Origin of the sequence: Lactobacillus sp. UMNPBX19, assembly GCF_002553805.1 — a bacterium.
In the GTDB taxonomy this organism is placed as follows: Bacteria; Bacillota; Bacilli; order Lactobacillales; family Lactobacillaceae; genus Lactobacillus.
On the sequence record NZ_PCYR01000177.1, the window covers coordinates 1 to 264 of the forward strand.

Here is a 264-nt window from a genome sequence, read left to right on the forward strand (position 1 = left end):
AGCAAGACGCCGATAAGTACGAACTGAAACCTGGCAAAGAAGTCAAAGTTGATAATACAGATAAGTTAACGGAACCGGAAAAACAAGCAGTAGAAGGCGCAATCAAAGAAGCTAACCCAGATGCCCCAATCAAGACTATTACAGTCGACGATAAGGGTAAGGCAACTGTAACCTTCAACGATGACAGTACAGGCGAAGTACCAGGCAATAATGTAGTAGCAAAGCAAGACGCCGATAAGTACGAACTGAAACCTGGCAAAGAAG

General features: G+C 43.9%; 1 protein-coding gene. It reads left to right on the top strand.

All coding sequences use genetic code 11. The features are described 5' to 3' along the window. Positions 1-264: hypothetical protein (locus tag CP370_RS09800; RefSeq protein ID WP_158227053.1), on the top strand; the 264-nt coding region annotated here is incomplete at both ends.